A 15422-nucleotide genomic window follows, 5' to 3' on the forward strand; every position below is an offset into this window, starting at 1 on the left:
TCGAAAAACGCTTAAACACGCCGCCCTCGCCATGTCGAAATCAGACGCCCATGCCGCTCCGGAATAAAAGCGGACTCCCGTCTGCGGGATAACGCGACCACATCGATTTCATTTTTCCTGTCCGTCCCCATTCTTTCTGGGCACCTACCAACGCACGTCGCTTTTTAAGCTTGATGAAACGTTTCAGCAGGTTTATAAAAACGGCACAACTCCAAGAAAGGCTGCTCCCATGACCCCGCTCAAACTCGTTGTTGCCCTCAGCGCACTGTCCGCAGCTTCCCACGCCATGGCCTGGGATTATGTTCTGCTCGACACCGACAAGGCCGCTCAGAACTGGCAGATCACCAGCCAGCAACTCGGCGTGAAAACCGACAAACCTTTCAGCGTCAGCCTGCGCACCTTGCATGGCGGTCGGCAGGAGGGCGTCAGCATTGTCGACATCGATAACGGCACGATGAAACTCTCAGTGGTGCCGACGCGGGGAATGAACGTCTTGCAGGCCTCGGTCGGCGATGTGCGCATGGGCTGGGATTCGCCGGTCAAGGAAGTGGTCAATCCGTCCTTCATCGAACTCAATGGCCGCGGTGGTCTGGGCTGGCTGGAAGGCTTCAATGAACTGGTGACCCGCTGCGGATACGAATGGGTCGGCCACCCCGGCGTCGACAACGGCGAACTGCTGACCCTGCACGGCCGGGCCGCCAACATTCCTGCGAATAAAGTCACCCTGCACATCGATGAAACGCCACCGTACGCCATCACCCTGCGCGGTGAACTGAAAGAGCAGGCGTTCAAGAAAGTCGACTTCTCCGTCGCCACCGAACTGGTCACCGAACCCGGCAGCGCAGTGTTCGCCCTTAACGACACGCTGACCAACAACGGTGACTATCCGAAGGAATATCAGGCGCTGTACCACAGCAACTTCAGCACCCCGTTCCTGGAGCAGGGCGCTCGTTTTGCCGCGCCGGTGAAACAGGTGTCGCCGTTCAACGACAAGGCCAAGGGCGATTTGGCTGAATGGCAAACCTACCGCGCACCGACCAAGGACTACGACGAAACGGTTTACAACGTCGTGCCGTATGCCGATGCCAAGGGCGATACGTTAACCGTGTTGCATAACAAGGCTGGCAGCCTGGGCGTTTCGGTTGGCTTCAATACGCAGACATTGCCGGTGTTTTCCCTGTGGAAGAACACCGATACCCAAGGCCAGGGTTATGTCACCGGGCTGGAGCCGGGGACGAGTTTTTCCTACAACCGCCGTTATCAACGGCCACTGAACCTGGTGCCCACCATCGGGCCGAAGGAACACAAACAGTTCCGCATCAGCTACAGCTTGTTGGCAGATAAGGCAGCGGTGGACAAGGCCTTGAAGCAGGTGAGCGACATTCAGGGCGGGCGGGAGACTGAGGTGCGGCAAACGCCGCTGGTTGATCTGACCAAGGGCTGACACCGGCCAAACATGGGGGACTGATTTATTTTTCCTGAATAAATCAATCCCCTTTTGTATTTGATCAAGAGAGCGGGTTCGGCTTTCTTGCGAGTCAAAGTGCTTGATCCGCCACTCAGCCGGCTTCCAGCACCACTGCCGGTTGCAAAGGTGTCGCTTGATAGACCAGCAGTTGCCATTGCTCGTCGGTTTTCTGCCAGGCGGTGAGCGTGCGATTGTGAAGATATTTTCGTACGCCACCGGAGGTGACAGTGGTGGTCATTTCACCTAGCGCGATGGCCAACTCGCCAACCCTTGTCACTTTGTCGATCTGATGGTCAAGGGCGTGATAAATGAACTCACGGGAGCGACATTTATCCAGATAGGTTTTCAGGTTGTCGACGACGCCGCTGGAATGAATGTAGGTCAGATCCGGATGGAACAAATAGCTGAAGATATCCAGGTGCCCACCGAGCATCGCGGCGCTGCGTTGTGCTTCGCAGGTTCGGATGACCAGATCGATTTGATCGTTAGGCATCATCTGTTGCTCCTCGCGCTGCCGTGACGATTATTTCAATCAGCAGTCTGCCGCCCAGATCGACACCGTAGCAGGCGCGCTGGGGCCAATGCTGCGGATTGTCACCGATCCATTTTGCCCAGATTTCATCCACTTCGGGTTTGTCGGCCATGTCCGCCAGCAGTACCTGGGCGCTGAGCATGCGCGAGGTATGCGAGCCAAGACCTTCAAGGCTGGCGCTCAGCGTGGCGAGGGCCTGATGAGTCTGTCCGACGATATCCAGCGACGTGTCTGCGCTGGTGGCGACTGTGTAAACGATATCGGCGTAGGCGCAGGAACGGCTACGTCCTGCGTGGCCGCTTGGGACGCGTTCAATTGTCTGCATAGTGGGTCTTCATCCAGATTGAAGTGAGGCAGAAGCTGGTATCGACCAGCTTCTATCGTCCATGTTTAAACCGGCTGTGTTGCTTCTTCTGCGGCAATGGCCGCCTGCACGCTTGGACGTGCTTCGATACGCTCCATGAACGAGGCCAGTTCTGGCCAGGTATTGATATCGATGTTGAAGAACGGCAACCATTTAAGAACAGTGAACAGATAAGCATCGGCGAGACTGAAAGTGCCCAGCAGATAGTCATGCTGCACCAGGCCTCTGTTCAGGTAATCGAGGCGTTTGAACAGTTTCTGACGGAAAATTTCCTTTACCGGCTCGGGGATGTCCGAGTTGAACAACGGAGCGCTGCCACCATGGATTTCCGAGGTGATGAAGTTCAGCAATTCCTGCAGGCGTGTGCGCTCCCAGGTGCCATTGGCCGGTGCCAGTGAGTTGCCGGGAACCTGGTCGGCGAGATACTGGACGATGGCGGGGCCTTCGGTCAGCACCTGGCCGTTATCCAGCACCAGTGCAGCGACGTAGCCCTTGGGATTGATGTCGCGGAAGTCACGGCCATCTGCCGTGGCTTTGGTTTTGTTGTTGACGCGGATCAGCTCGAAAGGCAGGCCCAACTCCCGCAACACGATGTGCGGTGACAGTGAGCAGGTCATGGGAGCGAAGTACAGTTTCATGAGTATCTCCTTGATAAGAGGGCAACGCGTACCCGAACGTGTTGCCGTATCACGCCAGAAACGGCTGTGAACCTTGTTCCAGACATATTGGTGTCATATCGCCGATCGGTAAAATTACGATCTTATGTGCCCATCATTAGGTCGTCTTATGTCCATTCAGGCGACTTTCGCTTCAATACTGCGAACCGTCATCGGAATGTCACTGCCCAGTGTCGACTTGCGGATTTCATTGAGAAATGCCTGCGCGGAGGGCGTGCGTTCACCGGCCGCGGAACACACCAGTCCGAATTCCCGGTAGATCGGTTTGCTCAGTTCAAAGACTCGGATGCCGCGGCGATCCACGGGCAATGTCGAGGCCGGCACGATGGAAATGCCCATGCCTTCGCTGATCAGCGCAAACGCCGTGGTCCAGTCACGCACGGTGATCTTGATGTCTTTAAGGGTGAGGTTTTCTCGCTCGACCAGCGTCTGACCGTTGAGGTGGCAGCCACCGGTCGCCAGGATGAAGGGTTCTTCCACCAGGTCGCTGAGCGCGACCGTGCTGGCTGAGGACTTGCGTGCCAGGTCATGGGTCGCAGGCACCACCGCCACCCACGAGTCGCGTCCCAGCAACAGCGCACCTCGGGACGGGCAGGGGTTCATCACAACGCCGAGGTCGATGCTGCTGTTGGCCAGCCACTGTTCGACTTCTTCGTCAGTGCCTTCGAGTGAAACGATTTCGATGCCCGGGTGCAGCCGACTGAAACTTTGCAAAAGCGGCGGCAGGAGATTGGCGAATACCGAAGGGAAACTTGCGAGCTTGATCCGTCCCAAATGACAGCCGCGTGATGCATCCACCAGGTTCTGGATCGATTCGAATTCGCTGAGCATGCGGCGGGCGCGATCAATGATCTGCTGGCCGATGGCGGTCGCGGTCGTCTGCCGTCGATCGCGCACGAATACTTTGACTCCCAGCGCTTCCTCCATTTGCGTCAGGGCCTGGCTGGCGCCTGACTGGGTGATGCCATAGCGCTCGGCGGCGCGGGAAACGTTTTCGGCGTCAGCCACGGCGACCAGCAGTCGCCAATGCATCAGGTTCATCATCTCAGTAGTTCCTCTTATGTTCGGGTAATAGAGAATTAATTTTACGAAGTGTGCGCGCCACCTCAGGATCACCTCCTTAACGCAAAGGGAGGTGTTGGAAAGTGGGCAAAACCCTGTCGATGGATCTGGTGGGTGGACCTGCCTCAACGGCGCCCGTTTTACTGGGCGTGGCGTTGAGCTCGTTCATGGTCGCGCTGGATGTCACAGCGCTGAATGTTGCGCTGCCAGGCATTGGTCAGGACCTGGCAACGGGGATGGACCGGCTGCAATGGATTGCCGGCGCCTACACGCTGGTGTTTGCCAGCCTGCTCCTGTCCGCCGGTGCGCTGAGCGATCGTCTGGGGGCCAGAAAAGTGTTCCTGTGTGCCTTGATGATATTCACGGGGGCATCGATAGCCTGCGGATCGGCTGATGGTGTGGTGGCGTTGATTGCCGCGCGCGCCGTGCAAGGTATTGGCGCGGCGTTGATGTTGCCCAGTTCCATGGCCTTGCTGGTCGAGGCCTACCCCGATCCCGAAGCGCGGGCCAGGGCAGTCGCCTTGTGGGGCGGTATCTCGGCACTCGCGCTGGTGAGTGGCCCGTTGTTGGGCGGCATGCTGATACAGCTGGTCGACTGGCGCTCGATCTTTTATCTGAACGTACCGTTCTGCCTGATTGCCCTGGCTTGTTTTGCACTGCGCAGAAGTGTCATTGCCGTTCAGCCCCGTTCCATTGACTGGACCGGACAGTTGCTTTCGGCGCTGGCTCTGGTGTCGTTGATCTTTGCGTTGATTGAAGGCCCGGTTTGGGGCTGGAGGCACCCTTGGGTCATCGCGACTTTGCTGGTGGCAGTGATCGCGGGGCTGGCATTTATCTATTCCCAGCGGGTGCAGCGCGAGCCGATGCTGCCGCTGAGTCTGTTTCGATCCAGAACATTTTCTGCGGCGATCGGCGCCGGATTTCTGCAAACGCTGGCGTACTACGGCAGTCTGTTCGCGCTGCCGTTCGCGTTGCAGGGCCAGGGCCGCACGCCTGTCGAGATTGGCGTAGCGATGATTCCGATGACCATTGCGACGGGGGTAATGGCCAGTGTTTCAGGGCGATTGTCCAACGTGTTCGGTGCTCGCACCGTGGGTGCAGCAGGCATGTTGTGCGGTGCGCTTGGCGCGGCATTGCTCGCGTTGTTCGGCCTTGATCCTGTGTGCCTGGTGTCTGGCGGTCTGTTGATCGGTCTTGGTGGTGCGACCTTGCCGGTGATCGTCGGTGCCTGTCTGGCGAGCGTGCCCAATGGCAAGGTCGGCGTCGGTTCCGGCGTGCTCAACGCAGCGCGCCAATCCGGCGGGGTGACGGGGATTGCCTTGCTCGGCGCGGCCCTGGAAGGATCGGGACACGCCACCGGCGCGCTGTCGATCATTGCGCTGTCGTTCGTGGCTGCGGCTGTGCTGACCGTGATGCGGCTCTACACCGATGAAGTCGATGTAGTCAGTGAATGCTGACCGGCGCGCCGAAGCTTGCCAGTGAGGTTTTGAAGAAGTGATGTGGCATTCGCCTGCCAGCGCCCATTGGCGCGGGCAGGTAAATGCCACGGTCATGTAGCGGTTCGGGTTGTGAAAGAGCGATTCGTCAAGACGTTGATGTGCGCTTGCCGAAGATGCAGCCAACAATGGAGTTCAACCCCAGCGACGTACCGTCCCGCAATCCAGCCCCAACAGGTCGAGCATGCGGCCTACCGTGTGATCAACCATGTCCTGGATCGATTGCGGTCGAGCGTAAAACGCCGGTACCGGCGGCATCACGATGCCGCCCATTTCACAGACCTGCGTCATGCTGCGCAGATGGCCCACGTGCAACGGTGTTTCCCGAACCATCAGAACCAGTGGCCGGTGCTCTTTGAGGGTTACATCGGCGGCGCGGGTGAGCAGGCTGCCGCTGATGCCGACGACGATGCGTCGTTCAGGGCTGCTCATGGGTATCCACCGTATTGTCGAATGCGCTGACCGATGGAGCTTCACCGGGCAGACCCAGATCGGACCAGCGTTCACGCACTCGCGCATAGACCGAGGGGCGCAACAGGGTACGCATCGGGAAGTTGCGAATATTGCGGTAATCCTTGCAAGCGTTGATCAGCGCCTTGGAGCCAAAGAAGCGTTTCTCTGGTGGATTTTGTGCCGGGTCCAGCGGTGAGCCGCGGGTGTTGCGCAGGATATCGATGTCATCACTGGGGGTTGCGCGCGTGGCCATCGCCCACAGCACCTGGTTCATGTCGGTGGGATCGACATCCTCATCCACGGCGACTATCCACTTGGTTATGTAGGCGCCGCCGGGTACCTGGCCGGCAAGTGCCAATGCTTGCGCAGCATGCCCGGCGTATTTCTGTTCAAGACTGATGACGATCATGCCGAATGCTCCGGCGGCAGCGGGCGGACAATACACCCCCTGTATGCCCTGGATGCCGAGCTTGTCGAGGTCGCTCCAGATCTTGGCCGAGCGAATGGTGGAGAAAAACGCACTTTGCTCGTTCGACGGAAAATCGGCCATCAATGCATTGGTCAGAATCGGTCGGTTGCGGTAGTGCAGGGCAGTGACTTCGATCAGTGGGCAATCGATGTCTTTGTAGCCGTAGTAACCGGTGAACTCACCGAAAGGCCCTTCCTCACGCGTCGAGCCGGGACGGATCAGGCCTTCAATGACGATCTCCGCGGCGGCGGGAATCAATAAATCGGAATGTTTTGCCCGTACCACTTCGATGGGCTTTCCTTTGATGCCGCCGGCAAAGTCATATTCGCTGACGCCTGGCGGCAAGGATTGCGACCCCACCACCATCATCAAGGGATCGACCCCCCACGCCGCTGCAACGGGCAACGCCTCGCCCTTGGCCCATGCCTGATGAATGTGACGCAGAGCATCCTTGCCCGGTGCCAGCGACAGACCGACTTCCCGTGGCCCCTGAATCATCATGCGATAAGTGCCGACATTCAGGTAACCCGATGCCTGATCCCGGGTGAATACCGCGTCCGCGGTCCCGGCGTACGCACCGCCATCTCGAGGCCAGTGCCTGGGGATCGGAAGGCGGGTGAGGTCAATGTCATTGCCAGTGAGTGTGTTCTGGTAGATCGGCGCGCTTTCGGCGTTGATTTCCAGTGGGGCCAGGCTGTGTTTGAGCTTGTCCTTTGTACGACGGATCAGCTCCATCGTCGGTGTATCCGGCGCCTCTTCGAGAGTAATCGCGGTGCGGGCCACGCTCGGGCCGAAGATATTCCACAGGTGGCGCAGGCCCAGTGGCGAATCTTCCTGGTCGAACAGCACAGCGGGGGAGTGGCTCTGGCGGGCCACCAGATAAGTGATGGCGCTCATTTCTTCGATTGGATCGACAACAGAGGAGACGGTCTGCAATTCGCCGATTTTCCCGGCTCGTGCCAGCCAGTCGCGCAAGTCGGCAACCGGTTCAATCAATTCGTTCATTTTCATTATCCGCAGGGACTGAAATGGAAAAACGACGGGCGCATGGATGCGCCCGTCGTCAGGAGATCAACGTTTGTCGATCGAGTACTTTCCAGGCCCCAGAAGGCAGAGGAAAAGGAAGCCGCCGGCGATGCTCACATTCTTGAAGAAGTGCACGAACAACGTGTGATGATCGACCGGATTGGTGCTGTTCCAGAACGCATGGCCGATGATTCCGGTCCCGATGGTGTACACCACGAAGATCGCCGCGATCGGCCGAGTCCAGAAACCGAACAACAGCGCCAGACCACCGAAGAACTCGATGATGGTGGCGACGATGGCAGTGAACTCGGGTATCGGGGCGTCCACTGATTTCAGGTAGCTGACAAAGCTTCCATGATCGGTGACGTAGGTGAAGCCGAAGTATCCGTACAGGATCAGAATCATGATCCGTGCGATGAGGATCATCGCGTCGCGCTGGTCGTCGAATAGCTGATAGCGTAGGTACATTCCATTGCTCACAAGTCAGATTGGATAAGGGATCGTGCTGGCCGACTCTGGATCGGGCAGGTGAAACGCACGATCGAACACTTGAGGGTTCACTGCGTTTTCGGGGTTTGGTTGTGCGTCGAACACGTCGAGAACGTTGCCCGCCGCCAATTTCGCCATACGGCTGACCGCCTCGCGGGAGACCCCCGCCAGGTGCGGCGAGCAGATGACGTTGTCGAGACTCGGCAAACCGCTGCCATGCACCGGCGGTTCTGGCAGGAACACATCCAGCGCGGCACCGGCCAGACGTTTTTCCAGCAATGCCTGATAGAGCGCCTGCTCGTCGACAATGCCGCCACGGGCGGTGTTGATCACGTATGCCTGAGGTTTCATCAGGGCCAGCCGTTCGGCGGACAGCAAACCGATCGTTTCATCGGTCTTCGGACAATGCAGGCTGACGTAGTCGGCCTCCGCCAACGCATGTTCCAGAACGGCAACCGGTTGCGCACCGGGAGGCAACTGTTGCGGTGCAAGGTACGGGTCATACACCTTGACCCGCATGCCCAGTGCCAGAAGAAGCGTGGCGACACGAGCACCAATTCGACCACATCCGATCAACAGCGCTTCGCGACCTTCCAGTTCACTCGGCAGGTACTCGTAGCGCCGATGCCAGTTGCCGCTGCGCACCAGGTGGGTGAGTGCCTCGGTACGTTTGGCCAGCGACAGCATGAACCCAAGCGTATGCTCGGCCACTGCCCGGTGGTTGGCGTTGGCACAGACCATCACCGCAATGGCTGCCTCGGTCATCACCGGGATATCGACCGCATCGAAACCTACGCCGATTCGCGACACGACTTGCAAGCCTGGTGCCCGCTGCAACTCGGCGGCGCCGAACCGGGTCAGGCCGAGGATCACTCCATGGACAGCGTCGAAACTCTCGAGCAAGGCGTGGAACTGGCTCTGCGGGATCGTATTCTCGAACTCCACCACTTCGATATCGTCACGCTTGCGCAACATCTGCTTGCCTTCGTCGCCCAGAATGTGAGCGATCAAAACGCGTTTGCGGCTCATGCGACCTGCTCCTGTAACGCATTCCCGGCAAAGAACTCACCGTCGTTGACACCAATGCGAAACATCACCCGCCGAGCTTCTCGCGGCAGTTCGGTCGCGCAATGCAAGACAGAGCGGTTATCCCATATCAGCAAGTCGTGTGGCTCCCACTGATAGTTGAAGATCCGCTCTGGGGTCAGCGCGAACTCGAACAGCTCGTCGAGCAATGCCTTGCTCTGTTCTTGCGAATAGCCGTTGATGTTCACGGTATAACCCGGGTTGACGTAAAGACTTTCCCGCTGAGTGCGCGGGTGTACAGCCACCGTCGGGTGAGTGCTGGCGGGGAATGTCTGCTCGAGGCGTGCGAAAATTTCCTGTATCGACTCCCCGACATCGTCTTCCTTGACTTTGTAAGTCCAGCGCACATCGTGTACTGCCTGACGATTCCTGACACGCTCGTACAGGTCCTTCGGCAAATCGTCATACACCGATTGCATATCCACGAACAACGTATCGCCACCCGTTTCGGGCAGTTGTTGTGCGTGCAGCATGGTCAGTGGCAGTGGTTTGGCCAAATAGCTGGAGTCGCTGTGCCACATGTTGCCGAGCTTGCGTGCACCTACCGCACCTTCGCCATTACGGTTATTGATCACCAGAATGTTCGGGTAGTCAGGGTCGTGGTAACTCTTGAGCTTGAACTGCTCAAGTTCCCCGAAGCACGCGGCGAACTGTTGATAACCGTCCCGGGTCAACCTCTGATTTTTCAACGCCACCACTTTGCGTTCGTAGACAAGTTCCTGAATGGCACGAATCTCATTCAGGGACGCTGTATTGATATCGAAATTCGTCACCGCGGTGACAAAGGTGTCCGCCAGATCCGTTCGTTTCACGTTGAAAGTCTCCTGCACGACGTCGGTCAAACAGCCAGCGCGGGCTGGACCTGGCCAACACCAGGGCTGACTTGCGATGAATCGCTGCTTTTGAGCATCAGGCTCAGGTCGAGAATATCGGCCGGGTTGTGAGCGCAGGTGACCGACATGCGCAGCGCTGCCTGACCGCGCGGTACGGTCGGGAAGAACACGACAGACGTGTAGTGGCCCTGTTGCAGCAGGTATTCGCCTTTGGCGATGGCTTCTTCTTCGTTACCGATGCGCACGATACGGATCGGCAGTTCACTGCCGCTGGTTTCCGTAGGGATCAGGTTGTCGAACAGCTGCATGTTGTTGCGCAGCGCGCGTTGCAGTTTATGCAGTTCTGGTGTGGCATGAATTTCCGCCGAAGCCAGTGCCGCGCCCACGGCCGCCATGTTGGGTGCGCAGGAGAATCCGTAGGTCGGCGCATAGCGACGAATCGAATTCTCGATATGTCGGGTGCCCAACATCAACAGACCGCCCGCTGCGCCGTAGCCCTTGCCCAGCGATGCGGCGACGATGGTGTTCTCGTCCAGACCGTCGAGTTGCGAGCGGACAAAACCTTCACCGTGCTGACCCACCACCGAAATGCCGTGGGCGTCGTCCAGATAGACGAACAGACCGTATTTGTCCTGCAGCGCGCGCAATTCGCGGACCGGCGCAGCGCCGCCCATCGAGTAAGCGCCGTCGCCGACGTAGGCAACCTTGCGCCCGCTTTTGCACAAACGCTCCAGGTGGTCGAGGTCGTTGTGCTCGATGACGATGACTTCAGTCTCTTCGCGCAGGACCGGAATGTGATATTGCAGAGTCACGTGGGCAAAGCGGTCGAACGCGATCAGCGGCTTTTCACCGCCCGTGAACAGCCCGGCGGCCAGCAGGGGCAGGGCGCCCATGTTGGCGGCAGCCACAGTCGGGAAAACCACCACGCCGTTTACATCGAACAATTTGGCGAGGGTTTCTTCCAGACGCATCAGTGGCTCTGCGGTGAGACGAGTGCGGGCCACCGAAAAGTGCGTCGACGGGGTTTCATCCATCGAGGCCCTGGCAGCTGCGAGGACTTTCGGGTGAGCGTCCAGGTTGAGGTACCCACAGCGGGTGTAATCGATGACTTCCCTGCCGCTGGTGGCGATTTCGATACGGCGGTTGTCCAGTACGCGGCAGGAAACCCCCATCAAGCCTTTTTCATACGCAGCATCGAAATGCGGGCGGCTGATTTCAGCCATTCTCGAGGCATTGCGCGCTTTGAGTTGTGGTGTTTTTTCGTCGGCGCTGTTGTTGATTTCAACTGTCTTATTCACGGCGATCTCATCCTTTGAGTGGTTGTTTCAAGCCGTTGTGGCTTGAAAACAGCACTAGAATCCCCGACCGCTGAAACATTTTGCAAAGGACTTCTTGGGTGATACCTTATGACAAAATCTCATGAGCATAACGAAGTCTTATGGTCGCCAGAATTCCCTCTCTCAATGGATTGAAAGCGTTTGAATCTGCTGCGCGCCACATGAGTTTCACCAAGGCCGCCGAAGAGTTGAATGTCACGCAGACGGCCATCAGCCATCAGATCCGCCGACTTGAAGATGAGCTCGGCGTTCGCCTGTTTCTGCGGCTCAAGGATGGTCTGGCGCTGACTACCGAAGGTCATGCGTATCTGCCCGGAATTCGCTCGGCTTTTCATGAGTTGCGTTACTCCACGGAAATGCTGCTGGAATCGACCAACAACAGCGCATTGACCATCAGTACTCTGGTTTCTCTTGCCTCCAAATGGTTGTTGCCGCGTCTGGCGTCTTTTCAGGAGGCGTTTCCCAATATTGACGTGCGTGTGACCGCTTCGACCGATCTCGTCGACTTCCGCAAGGGCGGCATAGACGCCGCCATCCGCTACGGCTTTGGCGACTGGAAAGGGTTGCGGGCGGACTGGCTGATGTCAGACGAAATCTTTCCGGTGTGCAGCCCCAAGCTGCTGACCGGCCCCATGGCCCTGAAGAACCCCGTTGACCTGGCCAATCACAAGTTATTGCAGGTCAGCGGGATGACCAGCAATGACTGGAACATGTGGTTGAGTGCTGCGGGTCAGCCGAAGAAGCTGGCTGAGGGCACTCGGCTGACGTTCGATCTGGCGATGATGGCGGTACAGGCTGCCATCGACGGATTAGGGGTCTGTATTGGTCGATCGACCTATGTCGATGACGATTTGAAGGCCGGGAAATTAGTGGCGCCATTCAACCTGAAACTGAAATCCGATCTGGGCTTTTATCTGGTGACACCGCTGGAAATCGCCAACTCGAAGAAAGTCGTGGCGTTCCGGACCTGGCTGATTGATCTTGTACAAGGCGCTGGATCTGCAGCGATCGAATCAGTTCACGCATAAAGGCGTGTGCAAATTGATTGGCCGTTGCGCTGTTGCATCTCTGCCACGCGATGTTCAACGCAGCACTTCGACTGTCCCGCAACAATCGGCGACTGGCGCGCCTCGAGCATTGGGTGAGTCTGGCTGAATGTGCCGGGATTCACCCTCGGGATTCACCATGTCGAAATCAGACGCCCCCATGCCGCTCCCAGGCTATTTGCGATCAACGCCAGGCACGTAAGGTGACGCATCATTTCATCGCCCTGCGTCGTTGTCCGACCGAGTTGTAACGCTGCAGCGCTTGAGGTGCGCCGCTCTGGAGCAGGGCAACAGGAAGAAATGATGATCGCCTGACACGTCGTCAGTACGCCCAAACGTCGATCACCAGAGAACAACAAAAACAATGAATAGCTTGAACTCGAAGGACTCGAACGGTCAGTTGGCGCAGGGCTTCAAGCCGCGTCATGTCACCATGCTTTCCATTGCCGGCATCATCGGTGCCGGGCTGTTTGTCGGCTCCGGCCACGCCATTGCCGCCGCCGGCCCGGCTGTCTTGCTCGCTTATCTCTTCTCCGGTCTGCTGGTTGTGCTGGTCATGCGCATGCTCGGCGAAATGGCCGTGGCCCATCCGGACACGGGATCGTTTTCCACCTACGCCGATCAGGCCATCGGCCGTTGGGCGGGGTTCACCATCGGGTGGTTGTATTGGTGGTTCTGGGTGCTGGTCATTCCGATTGAAGCGCTGGCCGCCGGGCATGTCTTGAACCAATGGTTTCCTCAGGTCGATACGTGGCTGTTCGCATTGTTGTCGATCATTTTGCTGGTGGTGACCAACCTGTTCAGCGTGTCCAAATACGGCGAGTTCGAGTTCTGGTTTGCGATGGCCAAAGTGGTGGCGATCATCGGGTTCATCGGCCTGGGTTTTGCGGTGTTGATGGGCTGGATTCCGGAACGTGAGGCCAGCGGTTTGAGCAGATTGATGGAAGAGCACGGTGGATTCGCGCCCAATGGTTTGTCGGCGGTTGTCGGGGCCTTCATCACGATCATGTTCAGTTTTATCGGGACCGAAGCGGTGACCATCGCGGCCGCCGAATCGAGCAACCCGGCGCAGAACATCGCCAAGGCGACGCGCTCGGTGATCTGGCGCATCGGCGTGTTCTATCTGCTGTCGATTTTCGTGGTGATTTCCGTGGTGCCCTGGAACGATCCGCTGCTGGCGTCCGTTGGCTCTTACCAGCGCGCGCTGGAGCTGATGAGCATTCCCCACGCCAAGTTTCTGGTCGATGTGGTCGTGCTGATCGCGGTGGCCAGTTGCATGAATTCATCGATCTACATTTCCTCGCGGATGCTGTTCTCGCTGGGGCGTCGCGGCGATGCCCCGCAACCACTGAAAGTGACCTCCGCTGCGGGCGTGCCGAGGGCGGCGGTGATCGCCAGCACCGTGATCGGTGCCGGGGTGACGCTGTTCAGCTATTTCATGCCGGCCGGGTTGTTCCAGTTTCTACTCGCCAGCTCCGGCGCGATTGCGTTGCTGGTGTATCTGGTGATCGCGATCTCGCAATTGCGCATGCGCCGGATGTTGCGTCGGCAGAACGTCGAGCTGACGTTTCGCATGTGGCTGTTTCCGTGGCTGACGTGGCTGGTGATTGCGTTCATCTGCGCCGCGCTGGCGGTGATGATGGTAACGCCCGAGCATCGTCTGGAAGTGACGTCGACCATCGGCCTGGCGCTGGCGATTTCCTTTATCGGACTGGTGACCACGCGCCAGCATGGGCAGGCGAGGGCGGCGGTTGCGGCGGGCAAGGCCTAGGTTTTTCTGATGCTTGAACGGTGGGCTATCCCCCCATGGACGCAGAGGGTGTCCGATCACCGGGCTTCGGCTCGCAGCCAACGTCTGACTTCGCCCTGTATCGCATAGGCCGGTGCCTCGACCGCATTGAAATCCTGCGTATACCGCTGAGCAAACCCATCGACGCCCCATTCCTGAAACTGCTGCACATGCTTCAGTTCGTGGGCCCAGAGCGCGACGTTGTGTTCTGCGGTTTCAGCGTCGCGGAACAGGATGATGTCGATCAGCGTCACTGCACCGACATCCGGGTTTTGAAGAATGGCCGTGGCGGCGTTGTATTGGCCGTCGTCGGTGATTTTGTAGTGCACGGCATCGAGGACGCCAGGGTCATACCAGCGCAGCAGTTGCTCCCGAATGTGCGGCGGAATCGGTTTGATGTCGGTGCTGGCGGCTTCATCGCGGGCCTGGGTCAAGGCCATCGCCAGAGCGGGAGCCGCGATCCGAAAGAGGTCTTCAGACAGGCGCACCGGGTCCGGCAGGCAAATGCAGCTGTCGAGACACACTTGTTTTTCGCCGGCAGGGCATGGGGCAGCCTGGGCCGGTGCTACAAGGGCAAGCCAGGTGACGAGGCTGATGAGCGTGGAGGGCATGGGCGCTTTTCGATCGTAAGGCCGCACCAGAGAAAGGGATCAGGCACAACGCGACAAACAACGCGTTGCGCACCGACCCCATTGGACCTCAACCGCGTTTCGGCAGCTTCCAGTTCGGGCGAATGAAGTGGCAGGTGTAGCCATTCGGAATGCGCTCGAGGTAATCCTGATGCTCCGGCTCCGCCTCCCAGAACGGTCCCGCCGGTTCGATTTCGGTGACCACACGACCTGGCCACAGGCCCGATGCGTCGACATCGGCCGCAGTGTCTTCGGCGATATCACGTTGCTGCTCGTTCAGGTAATAGATCGCCGAACGATAGCTCGGACCGAGGTCGTTGCCCTGGCGGTTGGGCGTGCTGGGGTCGTGGATCTGGAAGAAGAACTCGAGGATCTGCCGATAGCTGATCACGGTGGGGTCAAAGACGATTTCGATGGCCTCGGCGTGGTTGCCATGATTGCGGTAGGTGGCGTTCGGCACATCGCCGCCGGTGTAACCGACCCGCGTCTGCAGCACGCCGGGGTAGCGGCGCAACAGATCCTGCATGCCCCAGAAGCAGCCGCCGGCGAGGATTGCAGTTTCGGTTTGAGTGGTCATGGCATGTCCTTCCTCTCGAATGGGTCGCAGATGTTCCTTGATATGAGGGAGTGTGGGCTGATTCCAAGGTTGATTCGGTAAATAAATCG

Annotated in this window: 15 protein-coding genes and 1 pseudogene; 4 read left to right on the plus strand and 12 right to left on the minus strand. The window is 58.5% G+C overall.

The window, feature by feature from the left end; translation table 11 throughout:
- Nucleotides 1-229: 229 nt before the first annotated feature.
- Nucleotides 230-1444 carry an aldose 1-epimerase family protein gene (locus tag CAF77_RS23050; RefSeq protein WP_085655395.1) on the plus strand — a complete coding sequence of 405 codons (1215 nt, stop codon included), beginning with the start codon at nucleotides 230-232 and terminating at the stop codon, nucleotides 1442-1444.
- Between the two features lie 115 nt (nucleotides 1445-1559).
- On the opposite strand, the gene CAF77_RS23055 is transcribed toward CAF77_RS23050, so the two are convergent.
- The 4 genes from CAF77_RS23055 to CAF77_RS23070 all read right to left on the minus strand — a co-directional run bounded on the left by CAF77_RS23055 (nucleotide 1560) and on the right by CAF77_RS23070 (nucleotide 4082).
- Complete coding sequence (locus tag CAF77_RS23055) at nucleotides 1560-1961, minus strand: nuclear transport factor 2 family protein (RefSeq protein ID WP_139831627.1); 402 nt, start codon at nucleotides 1959-1961, stop codon at nucleotides 1560-1562.
- Nucleotides 1954-2325: a Rid family hydrolase gene (locus tag CAF77_RS23060; RefSeq protein ID WP_064381993.1), complete on the minus strand. Its 372-nt coding sequence runs from the start codon at nucleotides 2323-2325 to the stop codon at nucleotides 1954-1956. Before CAF77_RS23060 ends, CAF77_RS23055 begins: the two co-directional genes overlap by 8 nt.
- Nucleotides 2326-2390: 65 nt before the next feature.
- Entirely contained in the window at nucleotides 2391-3002 is a 612-nt protein-coding gene (gstA, locus tag CAF77_RS23065) for a glutathione transferase GstA (RefSeq protein WP_064381992.1), read from the minus strand.
- Nucleotides 3003-3158: 156 nt separating this feature from the next.
- Nucleotides 3159-4082, minus strand: coding sequence for a LysR family transcriptional regulator (locus CAF77_RS23070; RefSeq protein ID WP_064384112.1), 924 nt, complete (start codon nucleotides 4080-4082; stop codon nucleotides 3159-3161).
- 104 nt (nucleotides 4083-4186) lie between these two features.
- Here CAF77_RS23070 and CAF77_RS23075 point away from each other — a divergent pair, with 104 nt between their 5' ends.
- Entirely contained in the window at nucleotides 4187-5560 is a 1374-nt protein-coding gene (locus tag CAF77_RS23075; protein WP_084776999.1) for an MFS transporter, read from the plus strand.
- A 174-nt stretch (nucleotides 5561-5734) separates the two neighbouring features.
- On the opposite strand, the pseudogene CAF77_RS23080 reads toward CAF77_RS23075, so the two are convergent.
- The 6 genes and pseudogenes from CAF77_RS23080 to CAF77_RS23105 all read right to left on the minus strand — a co-directional run.
- A pseudogene (locus CAF77_RS23080) lies at nucleotides 5735-6010 on the minus strand (UbiX family flavin prenyltransferase); the annotation flags it as partial.
- Between the two features lie 7 nt (nucleotides 6011-6017).
- The gene (locus CAF77_RS23085) at nucleotides 6018-7526 is read right to left on the minus strand and encodes a UbiD family decarboxylase (RefSeq protein WP_218190063.1); all 1509 of its coding nucleotides are present in this window, start codon (nucleotides 7524-7526) and stop codon (nucleotides 6018-6020) included.
- A gap of 66 nt (nucleotides 7527-7592) precedes the next feature.
- A complete protein-coding gene (locus CAF77_RS23090) occupies nucleotides 7593-8015 on the minus strand; it encodes a DoxX family protein (protein ID WP_064381990.1) in 423 nt (140 codons plus the stop codon).
- 15 nt (nucleotides 8016-8030) lie between these two features.
- Nucleotides 8031-9065 (minus strand): hydroxyacid dehydrogenase, encoded by a 1035-nt coding sequence (locus CAF77_RS23095; protein WP_084776995.1) that lies wholly within the window; start codon nucleotides 9063-9065, stop codon nucleotides 8031-8033.
- Nucleotides 9062-9964, minus strand: a complete 903-nt coding sequence (locus CAF77_RS23100) for a TauD/TfdA family dioxygenase (protein WP_064381989.1) — start codon at nucleotides 9962-9964, stop codon at nucleotides 9062-9064. The genes CAF77_RS23095 and CAF77_RS23100 overlap by 4 nt, the downstream gene beginning before the upstream one ends.
- Complete coding sequence (locus CAF77_RS23105; RefSeq protein WP_218190062.1) at nucleotides 9961-11253, minus strand: aminotransferase class I/II-fold pyridoxal phosphate-dependent enzyme; 1293 nt, start codon at nucleotides 11251-11253, stop codon at nucleotides 9961-9963. The genes CAF77_RS23100 and CAF77_RS23105 overlap by 4 nt, the downstream gene beginning before the upstream one ends.
- Nucleotides 11254-11393: 140 nt before the next feature.
- Here CAF77_RS23105 and CAF77_RS23110 point away from each other — a divergent pair, with 140 nt between their 5' ends.
- Nucleotides 11394-12320, plus strand: a complete 927-nt coding sequence (locus tag CAF77_RS23110; protein WP_064381988.1) for a transcriptional regulator GcvA — start codon at nucleotides 11394-11396, stop codon at nucleotides 12318-12320.
- A 382-nt stretch (nucleotides 12321-12702) separates the two neighbouring features.
- Entirely contained in the window at nucleotides 12703-14109 is a 1407-nt protein-coding gene (gene gabP, locus CAF77_RS23115; RefSeq protein ID WP_064381987.1) for a GABA permease, read from the plus strand.
- Between the two features lie 56 nt (nucleotides 14110-14165).
- Here gabP and CAF77_RS23120 read toward each other — a convergent pair whose 3' ends face one another.
- Nucleotides 14166-14738, minus strand: coding sequence for a DUF4157 domain-containing protein (locus CAF77_RS23120; RefSeq protein WP_085655393.1), 573 nt, complete (start codon nucleotides 14736-14738; stop codon nucleotides 14166-14168).
- 88 nt (nucleotides 14739-14826) lie between these two features.
- The gene (gene msrA / locus CAF77_RS23125) at nucleotides 14827-15333 is read right to left on the minus strand and encodes a peptide-methionine (S)-S-oxide reductase MsrA (protein ID WP_064381985.1); all 507 of its coding nucleotides are present in this window, start codon (nucleotides 15331-15333) and stop codon (nucleotides 14827-14829) included.
- Between the last annotated feature and the right edge of the window lie 89 nt (nucleotides 15334-15422).

Source organism: Pseudomonas sp. R15(2017) (assembly GCF_002112685.1).
Taxonomy (GTDB): Bacteria; Pseudomonadota; Gammaproteobacteria; order Pseudomonadales; family Pseudomonadaceae; genus Aquipseudomonas; species Aquipseudomonas glycinae.